The 9366-nt window shown below is 60.8% G+C and carries 10 protein-coding genes; 4 read left to right on the top strand and 6 right to left on the bottom strand.

Translation table 11 applies throughout. The annotated features are described in order from the left end of the window. The 3 genes from JOZ76_RS16850 to JOZ76_RS16845 form a co-directional block, all read left to right on the top strand. Positions 1–200, top strand: a 200-nt coding sequence (locus JOZ76_RS16850; protein WP_291699898.1) for a hypothetical protein, incomplete at its 5' end; no start/stop codon positions are given. A gap of 191 nt (positions 201–391) precedes the next feature. Beyond that, complete coding sequence (locus JOZ76_RS38260; protein WP_366938585.1) at positions 392–778, top strand: c-type cytochrome; 387 nt, start codon at positions 392–394, stop codon at positions 776–778. Between the two features lie 205 nt (positions 779–983). After that, on the top strand, positions 984–1946 hold the full coding sequence (locus JOZ76_RS16845; RefSeq protein ID WP_291699896.1) for an alpha/beta hydrolase family protein: 963 nt from the start codon (positions 984–986) through the stop codon (positions 1944–1946). Positions 1947–2187: 241 nt separating this feature from the next. Here JOZ76_RS16845 and JOZ76_RS16840 read toward each other — a convergent pair whose 3' ends face one another. The 4 genes from JOZ76_RS16840 to JOZ76_RS16830 form a co-directional block, all read right to left on the bottom strand. Beyond that, positions 2188–3255, bottom strand: a complete 1068-nt coding sequence (locus JOZ76_RS16840; protein ID WP_291699894.1) for an ArdC family protein — start codon at positions 3253–3255, stop codon at positions 2188–2190. A gap of 196 nt (positions 3256–3451) precedes the next feature. After that, positions 3452–5116 (bottom strand): integrase, encoded by a 1665-nt coding sequence (locus tag JOZ76_RS16835; RefSeq protein ID WP_366113915.1) that lies wholly within the window; start codon positions 5114–5116, stop codon positions 3452–3454. Further along, entirely contained in the window at positions 5113–5532 is a 420-nt protein-coding gene (locus JOZ76_RS38255) for a hypothetical protein (RefSeq protein WP_366113917.1), read from the bottom strand. Before JOZ76_RS38255 ends, JOZ76_RS16835 begins: the two co-directional genes overlap by 4 nt. Then, on the bottom strand, positions 5529–6683 hold the full coding sequence (locus JOZ76_RS16830; protein WP_291699892.1) for a hypothetical protein: 1155 nt from the start codon (positions 6681–6683) through the stop codon (positions 5529–5531). Before JOZ76_RS16830 ends, JOZ76_RS38255 begins: the two co-directional genes overlap by 4 nt. Positions 6684–7215: 532 nt before the next feature. Here JOZ76_RS16830 and JOZ76_RS16825 point away from each other — a divergent pair. After that, entirely contained in the window at positions 7216–7728 is a 513-nt protein-coding gene (locus tag JOZ76_RS16825; protein WP_291699890.1) for a hypothetical protein, read from the top strand. Between the two features lie 115 nt (positions 7729–7843). Here JOZ76_RS16825 and JOZ76_RS16820 read toward each other — a convergent pair whose 3' ends face one another. Beyond that, the gene (locus JOZ76_RS16820) at positions 7844–8338 is read right to left on the bottom strand and encodes a hypothetical protein (protein ID WP_291699888.1); all 495 of its coding nucleotides are present in this window, start codon (positions 8336–8338) and stop codon (positions 7844–7846) included. A gap of 652 nt (positions 8339–8990) precedes the next feature. After that, a partial coding sequence (locus JOZ76_RS16815; protein WP_291699886.1) for an undecaprenyl-diphosphate phosphatase occupies positions 8991–9366 on the bottom strand: 376 nt, incomplete at its 5' end.

Raw genomic sequence — 9366 nt, 5'->3', positions numbered from 1 at the left:
CGGGAGCATTCGACCAACCTGTGGCGCGCCGAGCCTGCGTGAAAAGCCTGCAGGGTGGCAGGCTGTGCGCTTTAAAAATCACAGCGATTCCTCAGCCGCGCACCAAGCAGGCCAAGAAGAAACTAACCGCGCGGAAGGTCGCCTTCGGGTCACAACCGGCGGCCGAGGACCCCCAAGTCACACGTCCGGTCTGCCCCTGACAGCGAACTAACGCAGCGTTCCCAGGCTTCTTCGCCTATGGGCTATAAGCGCAACTGAGGCGGCGTTGATCTGCCAATGTGGAGCGGGCTATCGGGCCGACCCTAATTTCCTTCACCTTCAAGAGCACTTTGGCGTGTGGTGACCCGTAAACCCATCGTATAGACCGACAAGGCAGCTGAATCCAAGAGGCATGGGGAATCCGGCGATGATATTGCTCCGAGGCGTCTTCACTCTTCTGCTCGCCATGCTCTGCGAGCCATCAATGGCTTTTGCGGAGGATGGCAGCACTCTTTATTTGGAGCGATGCGCTGTGTGTCACGGAGCGGATGCCAAAGGTACCGGACCATTGGCGCAGAAAAGCAATCCGCCGACACCCGATCTTACGTCGGCCACGTTCAAAGCACGCCTAAGCGATTACCCCGGTGTCATCGTCTCATCCGTCATACTGCGCCCAAACGGAAATCTGATTCCGAAGACCCTGCGAGAGAACGGGATCACTCTGCCTGCACATACGTGGACGGATAAAGAATTGAGGGATCTCAACGAGTACATGACTCATCTAATATTGAAGAATTGAAGGCTCAAGAAAGCCGGCGATCTTCATGCCCCTTCCCTCGGACGCCGGCGTGGCCTCTATAGCCGACACGGCCGGACCTGCCGTCGGCTCGCCCCAATCGCGTTTGACCCATCTCGGACATCGCTTCGGCGGAAAATACGCGAAGATTCCGACACAATCCTGTGGTGAGCCTTCGGTTAACAACATCTAGCAGTAGGAGACAACTTTGGGACTCAAGACATGTTTTGCTTATTCCCTGATACTTTGTTGTTTGGCATGTCCCGCGCGGGGCGCTGGCATCCAGTTGCTCGAAACTCCAACGCTCGCGGGCGCAATTTGGTATCCATGCGCAGCTAAGCCGCAGAGTGTTCCGCTTGGCAGCCTCGCGGTGCCCTTTACCAATTCCCTTGCAGGCGTGAAGGATTGTCCTGTCCCTGGCGCGAAGCTGCCTCTGGTAGTCTTCTCCCACGGTCGTGGCGGCTGGTTCGGTCTCCACCATGACACAGCAGAGGCGTTGGCTGACGCCGGCTTTGTCGTCGCAGCCATTAGTCACCCGGGTGACAACGGCAACGACACCTCGCAGAGCGAAACCCTGTCGGGTTGGGCCTCGCGGCCGGCCGATATGGTTCACCTAATCGATTTTATGCTGAAGGATTGGAAGGACCGAGACGCAATCGACCCGTCCAAAATTGGGCTCTTCGGCTTTTCGAAGGGCGGGTACACAGGGCTGTTGCTCGCGGGTGCCACCCTCGATTTCCAGAGGACCGCGTCTTACTGCAAAGACAACTCCCGCTTTTGCGAGCAGGTACGGAGCGGCGATGTCCCAAAGAACCTGCCGCGAGACACTCGGATCAAGGCTGCCGTAATTGCCGATCCTGCACCGACTGTGGCATTCACAAAGAGTACGTTGTCACCCGTCGACATCCCATTGCAGGTCTGGCGATCTGAATCAGGAGCCAAAGATCGGGGCGTTGATCCGGAAGGCGTTGCTCGTGTCCTAGGCGCTTTGCCGGGCCAACCCGAGGTTCATATCGTGCCAGCTGGCCACTTCGCGTTCCTCCCGCCGTGCTCGCCGGAGCTTGCCGCCAACCTGCCGCGCTTCTGCACCGATCTGGCGGGCTTCGATAGGGCAGCCTTTCACCGCGACTTCGACGCAAGCGTTTTACGATTCTTTCGGGAGCATCTGTGAGCGATGGTAAAATCCACAAATCGGCATCCTCAAGAGGACTGCTTCTGGCACGAAGATGCCGACTTCGAGTGGGGGGTCTGGGGCGACAGCTATTGAAAGTGCAACCGACACGCTCGTAAGGCAACAGATGCTTGGGGCCGTGGCTCCCCGCCGCCGATGGGCAGCCGATGGCGGACAGGATCGGCATCACACGGCCTTGATCGCTTCGCCGGTATCGCCAGCTGCGGCCGGGGCGGGACCGTCATCTGCGGGCAGCAAGGCGAGAATGCAATCGACCGCCTTGGTGGCTTGCGCCGCCGTGCGTATTGGCGCGGTTGTCCTCGCGCAGTAGATCAGATCTGTGCATTGCTTGATCTGGCTGAGCAAGCGGAACCGCGATTGTGTCGATGTCGACGCGATCGCTCGTGAGCATTTGGCGAGACTGCTGCGCATGCATCCAATCAGCTGCAGCCTGGGCTTTGCTGGCGGCGGTGAAGATTGCATGCGGGTCGTCCTTAAGGATTTCGATCCAGGATGCGATGTAGGCGGCGTTCTCAGCGCGCGGCCTGTGGGCGATGCCGAGGTCAGCCATGATGAAGCTGCTCGTGAGCTCGACGATTACTTCGTCCATAGCGTACTTTGCCGAACCGAAACGTCCGGTCAGGTCACGATCAAGACGATGCTTTGCACCAGTGGCGTGACCGGTCTCATGGCCGAGGCAGCTGTAGTAGCTGGCGGCATCAATGAATCGCTCGAACGGAGGCATGAAGACGGTATCAATGCTGGGGCGATAGCAGGCTTCATTGCCGCCCGTAACGATCGGAATGTTCAGCGCAGCAAAAAAGCCGTCGGCTCGTACGATGCGCTCGGAATCAGGCAGGCTCGGAAGGTCGGGTGGTGCGTAGCCGTCGACCTGCCTTGCGTTGAAGACGCAATAGCCGCGTGCCAAGAAGCGCGGCTGATCTTCGTGCTCGCCGCAAAGGGTGCCGTCGGCGTCACTCGGGGCTGCGTCGGCGTGTTGATGTCTGTGCATCTGCTTCCAGAACACGACACTTGTCGCCTTCTCGCCCTTGCGCACCTGACAGCCCAGCTGCGACCATTGCTGATACGTGCCCCAGGTGCCGTCGACGTAGCCTGAGCGGCGGGCGGCGACCCAGAGTGCGAGCACGTTGATGCCGCGATAGCCTTTGTCGGAGATGACGTTTCGCGGACGCGCAATGCTGCTGCCATCGTGATTCCAGGGCATGCGCCACTCTCCGGCGCCGTTCTCGATGGCGGTCGCGATCTCGGCAGTGATGCGCGTGTAAATATCGGCGCGCTGCTGACGCATGGCTGAATCTCCAGGACGGGCAGGAACGAGCCTCTCTCGCTCCCTACGAACCCGTCACGGAGACCCAGGCCCCGCTCTACCTCTCTGACGCCGCCTCCCGAGAGGTAGGACCTGCTGAACGACCACGCAGAACTGTGCTCAGACGTATCAGCTCCTTCTGAAGCGCTGCCCGTTGCAGCTCCGGCAGCCGCTTCTCTTACAACAATATCCTCACCTCGTCGGCCGACCGCTGCCAAGTCGGCCGGTGACGGCTGGTAACACAGGAGTTCGGGCAACGATCCGGATGACAATGGGCCATAGCAGGCGCATTGCGTTCGGTCTTGCCGTTAAGGCAGAGTGCGGTGGCAGGATTGAAGAAGCAGTCACTCAAGACGCCGATGTAAAGCGTTCGCGCAAGATGAGCGAGCATCGTGTGAACGCGGGCGGGATCGGCAATGTGGCCAGGCAACGGTCCGAGGTTGTCGACCGCCTGCTGCAGTTCGCTGGAGACGCGTGCGGCGGCCGGGCCAATCAGCACCTCACCGGCTCGATGGCGCTCGAAATAAGACAGCACATCATCGAGCTGGCCGAGAGCGCGCTCGCGCTCGACCTCCGTGCGAAATCCGGAGCGGCTCGAGCCAGCATAACCCTCGTAGGCCGCGATGCTCGCGTGCTTGTACTGAATCATGCCGGCGACCGTGCCGAATGGACGGTTGGCAATGTGCCAAGCAACGGTGCGGCGGAACTGACGCGTAGTGATGCGCCAAGGCTTGCTGTCTGGTCCCAGTGGAATGATTGGCGTCTCCGGGCTGCCGAACTGCGCGTTCAAGTAGTCGCGAAAGGCGTTGAGCTGGCGCACGATCTCAGCGGAGATGTGATCCTTGCTGCTCCGGCCGTCATCAAGCATGCGCCACAGTGTATCGCCACCCCGGCGGCGCCGGATGTGCTCGGTCAGGCGCTCCAGCACGCTGATGGCCTTGGCAACCGGCTCAATAGTGATCCATCGCTCGGTCTGGCCACGCACGTCGGGACGCTTGTAGACGGTGCTCCTGATCCGGTAGCGCTCGATGAGGCCATCCTCGCTGCGCTGGACGTCGAGGCATCCGGCACGCATGGCCTGCACCTCCGCATCGCGCATGCCGGTCAGGTAGGCGCAGACGATATAGCAGGCGGCCTGTAGCATACGCTCCTCGACGAGCAGCATCTTGGCGTCGAAGCGCGGTCGCCAGGCTTGGTCTGTGTCTGGATCGATCGAAATGACCGTATCCATGCCGCCGGTCTCGGTGCCGATAACGGTGACGGCGTCATGCACAAGCTGCCTGGTCGCCTTGCGGAGCAACACATGCTCGGGCGGTTCGGCCTGCGCGTCGATACCGATGTGCAGGTGAATGAGGTGCGCGTTGATCGGCGGCGTCTCGGCGCCAGTCGCGGCATCCGTGCGCGTCACACCGTTGTGGACCGAGGTCCAGATCGGCACGCCACGGCCGCTGGCGCGGATCTGGTCCAGATAGGATACGAGCCGCCCGAGCCGACGCTGGCGACGTATCGCCTCGGAGAAGCGGCTGTCCTCTGCGATCAGCCGCCTCTGCCGCTGCTGCAGGGCCGCGAGTTCGGTGCGGGCGGCGAGAATGTCGGTCGAGAACACGCTGATGTACTTGAGCGACCACTTGAGGAGCGTCGCGATCACGTCCTCGGGCAGGCGCGGTGTCTTGTTCTCGCCGCTGGCTTGACGGGCGCCGGCAACCAGGAACGCCGAGCGCCCCCTCCACGGCAGTAGCGCAATGCCACCCGACGGCATGTGCTCGCGAAAATGATGAAGGTCCACGACGACTTCGAGCAGATGGGCGACCTGGATGGATCGCCGCTGCGGGTCGGCGGTCAAATAGTCCGGTAGGCATCGAGCGTGGATTGGTCGACTTGCCCCAGATCACAGCCGCCGTTCCTGGCAGCGACGAACTCGAGGAAGCGGCGCGTGCGATTGAACAGCTGGCGGATGCTGGACGGCGGCAGACGGTTGCGATGGCCTGGAATATCGAAGTTGAGCCTCGCATAGAGGAACTCCCTGAGCGTGCGCTCGACGCTCGCTTGCGTGATGCTGTCGAAATGTACGGTGACGTGGCAGATGCGTGCGTTCTCGCGGAATACAGCCGGCGACAGATCCCAGGTGCTGTCCTCGAAGCAGGACAGCGCCGAGCGCTTGTGCCCGCGCCGCAGCGGAGCGCTCTCCAGCACCGGCTTGCCAGCAAGCTGATGCGGCTCCTCGGTCGCAACGGGCTTCAGGGATATCGGCTTGCTCATGCACGAGCCTCCGGCGGCAGATAGGGGCGACGCTCGAGAGCCCTGGCCTTCTCGCGGGCTTGCGCGACGACGGCGTCCGAGAACGCAGGCAGGATCTGCTGGGTAATGCGCGACCATGGCCGGCCGAACTTCGCCCACCAGTCGGCCTCGGTCATCTCGGCGCGGCGAGTGACCATGAAATCGAGGAACGCAATGACGGAAGGGAGCTTACGCGCCGTGATAACAGCGTTGCGGCATTCGAGGCAACCCCAGAACGGCTCTGAGCATGGTTCGCCTGCGGTTGCGAAGGGGCTGTTGTAAAAGCCGCTGCAACTCGCCAGCCAGACATCGTGTTGGCCGCTCAAGACGCGACGTGCCTCGGCCGCCGGCACGGAAAGCTGCAGTTTTGATGGCGCCCGGCGAGCTATTGCCTCTTCCTCGGGCGTGACGATGCGCGGCTGCAGCGCAGAGGCGAGTGCATCGTTGAGGCCATCGACGACCGCCTGTTCATGCAGATGACGGAGAGAGGGAAGATCGGCGTAGTGGCGAGCGGCAACCTCAGGGGTGTGGCCGATGGCGAAGCGGGCCATGTCGCCCTGGGTCTTGGCGTACCAGAGGGCCTTGTGCGTCTTGCGCAGTCGCGACAGCAGCAGACGCAGCGGCTGGCCGGCATCGTCGACGATGCGGTGACGCGCGACCCAGTTGTCAATCATGTCTTGCTGGTGGAGGGTAATGCGATCGTCGAGCCGGCCGGTGTGGAAGTAGACCCACAGGCTGTCGCTCGGCTTGTGCATGCGCGCCGACGCCGTTAGCTCGATGAGCGTTCGGATGATGCCGCCCGGCGTCGACGATGCGCCATCGCGCACACGGAGCCGCTTCCACGCTGATCCCCGCGCGCGCCGCTTCACGTAGGCGATCTCGACCGTGCCGGACGCCGGGTTACACAAACAGTCGGCGCGCAGCGCCTTCACGCATTCGGGCTCGAGTCCTGTCTCCAGGCTGAGGGCGACGAAGAAAGCAATGACGTCCTCGGCCAGCAGGTAGCAGCGCGCGTGCAGATTGCGGATCGGTGCGCCGCCCTCAAGGCCAGGATGAGCTACCACGCGTCGTGTGTGTGTGCCGGCTGCGAGCAGGAGCGCCACCGCAACCGGATCCAGGACGGCGGCGAGCACCAGAGTAAGCACTCTAGCAACGCATGAGACGTGGCGATGAGAATGTCTCCCAACGAACGCCGTTCGTGCCGGGCCTGCCCAGCGAAACTTATTGCCAAGCCAGCAGCATCGTGTTTCGTGGCGATGATGGGTATTGCAAGCTGATGGCAAGAGACGCGAGTTCTCGGAACCATAGTGGAAGACGAGATGTTTGAAAAAACCCCGGCACGAGGAATCGTGCTAGCCGCGATGATAGTTTTAGCCTTGATCGGTCGGTCGGCGAGGGCCACCGACGAGATTCAAGTCTACAATGCCATGATTGCCGCGGTCGGCCAGTTCACCATTCAGCAGCATCTCAACTATACGCCGCTCGGGGTGAAGAACCCGCCGTTTCCCGGCGGACTCATCTCCAACGGCGCGATTAATGGCACGCCGGAGTTCGCCTATGGCGTAACCGACTGGTGGGAAGTCGGCCTGTATCTACCGTTCGCGATCCAGAGCGAGAGGTTTTATTCCAATGCTTTCAAGCTGCGTACGCTGTTCGTGTCGCCCCATGCAGAGCAGCGACCTTTTCTACGGCGTCAATTTCGAATTCTCAAACCAGACGCCACCTTTTGCGCAGACCCGCTTCGCCATGGAAATCCGTCCGATCATCGGCATGCGCAGCGCCGAGTACGAATTCATCGTCAATCCGATTGTAGACGTCGGCTTCGGACGGTTTGGCGAGACGCATTTCGCGCCTGCCGCGCGCGTGGCACGCAAATTCGGCCAGGATCTGTATGCAGGCTTCGAATATTATTCCGATTGGGGCAAGGTCGGTGATTTCAAAGCGTTTCCGGAGCAGGAGCATATCCTGTTCGCGGTCACTGACTTCAAGGTTGGCGTGGTGGACGTGAACTTTGGTGTCGGCTATGGACTAACGCCCGCCTCCGACCGCTGGGTCATCAAGACCATTCTCGGATATGCGTTTCCGGTGCCAGGTAATAACGCAAATGCGTCCGATCGCGCCGTGGTGGGGCCCGTCAATCCGATGGCACGCGCGTTTCTGCGAACATTGCAGCCCTGATCAAAAGGGCGATCGGTATGGACCAATTGCATCGCCCGGACTTAGGAAATCTGATAGAGTTTAGATGTGACTGATCCCTAATTGGGAGGGTCAGATGACAACCCGAACTTTGTTGTTAGCCGTTTGCCTTCTGCTTTGCAGTGAACTTCCGGCTGTTTCCAGGAGCAGTGCCGGAGGCAAGGATCATCCTTGGAACCCTGAACATATAAGCACTCTGCCCCTTGAGCTCCGAGAATACATTGCAGGGATCTGCAAGGGGCCTCCTAGCGCGCAACATGAGTTTGCAACTTATTCTCCGCGCGAGAAGCGCTGGCGGATAAACCTCGAATATCTGCAGTGCGATGGTCGCCCGTCGGAATACCGGCGAGGAAACCAATGCCTTGATGTGGACTTCATTGACGTAGGCTCGCGGTTTCGTCTCGCCGGAAAACAATACAGAGATTGCGGCTTCTGAATCTGAGCAATTCTGCGACAACAGAGCTTCGCCAGAGATGGCGGTCACGGCAACCGGCTTTTGGACGCCGGTCGGCTCAGCGTGCCGTAGTTTCGTCATTGCCGGCATCCAAAAACCTGCACACTTTCGGACGATGCGGTGCAGCAACGCCAGCAAACTCGGTCGCCTGGTCGCCGCTGGCCGGGCACCGGTCATTCGGGAAATCCGGCTTTGCGCCACTCACCCCAGAATGCGCCAAGTCGTTATTTGCGCGCCAGTCGGTTTTGGAATAAGAGTAACTCTGTGAGAATCCTTTCTGCGGGAACACCAAATGTGCCGCATCAGCCTTTTGGCGTTGATCGTGGCTTTCACAGCCGTAATGTGCTCGCGAAGTCAAGCTGCGGGGTCATTTCAGACCAAGCCAGCCTTCCCAAAGGTCGTAACCGCGGGCGTGGCGGTTCCCACACCAAGCATTTCTGTCCCGGACTTTTCTGCCCGCGATCTAGTTGGTGGCTGCGGAAGGGGACGCATCCGCGATCCGCAAACCCACACCTGCCGTGGCCCGGCGGATATCAGGTAGGCTACGCCGCCCTAGCTTGCTTTCTCTCGCCGCGCAGCACCACCTTCAAGCGTGGCAACAGCCGCCGCGTCATCGCGTATCCACGCGCCGCGCACACAAACATCGCGCTCCTGTCTGACTTCGCTCAGGTTGATTGCTGATTAATGGCCTCGAGCAGTTGGGCGGAAATCTCGTGCGTTCGCAGGCTAGCAGGACAACAGTCGGGATCCCGGGTCTAAGCCCGCGCGTCGCACAGATTGCAGTCTGCCCTTAGAGCCAGCCTGACATAGCTCCCGCGAGAATCACCAGACCCAGGCCGAAGCGGTAGACAACGAAGGACCAGCTCGAAAATCGTTCCAGCAACCGCATCAATCCCCAGATTGCAACGAAAGCTGAAACGGATGCAACCGCCAGGCCAACAAAAAGAACCGACCATGCGTGAGGGTCGAGATGGATCTTGTAAAGCTCCCACAGCTCCTTGAGGCCTGCCAAGGCGATCGCGGGTAGGCCAAGAAGAAATGATAGGCGCGCCGCTTCGTCGCGCTTGAAACCGAGCGCAAGCGCCGCCGTCAAAGTTGAACCCGATCGAGATACCCCGGGCACCAGCGCCCCCACCTGCGCAAGCCCCACAAGCATCGCGTCCGCG

Source organism: Bradyrhizobium sp. (genome assembly GCF_019244115.1).
GTDB lineage: Bacteria > Pseudomonadota > Alphaproteobacteria > Rhizobiales > Xanthobacteraceae > Bradyrhizobium.
This window is presented reverse-complemented; position numbering and strand designations above follow the sequence as displayed.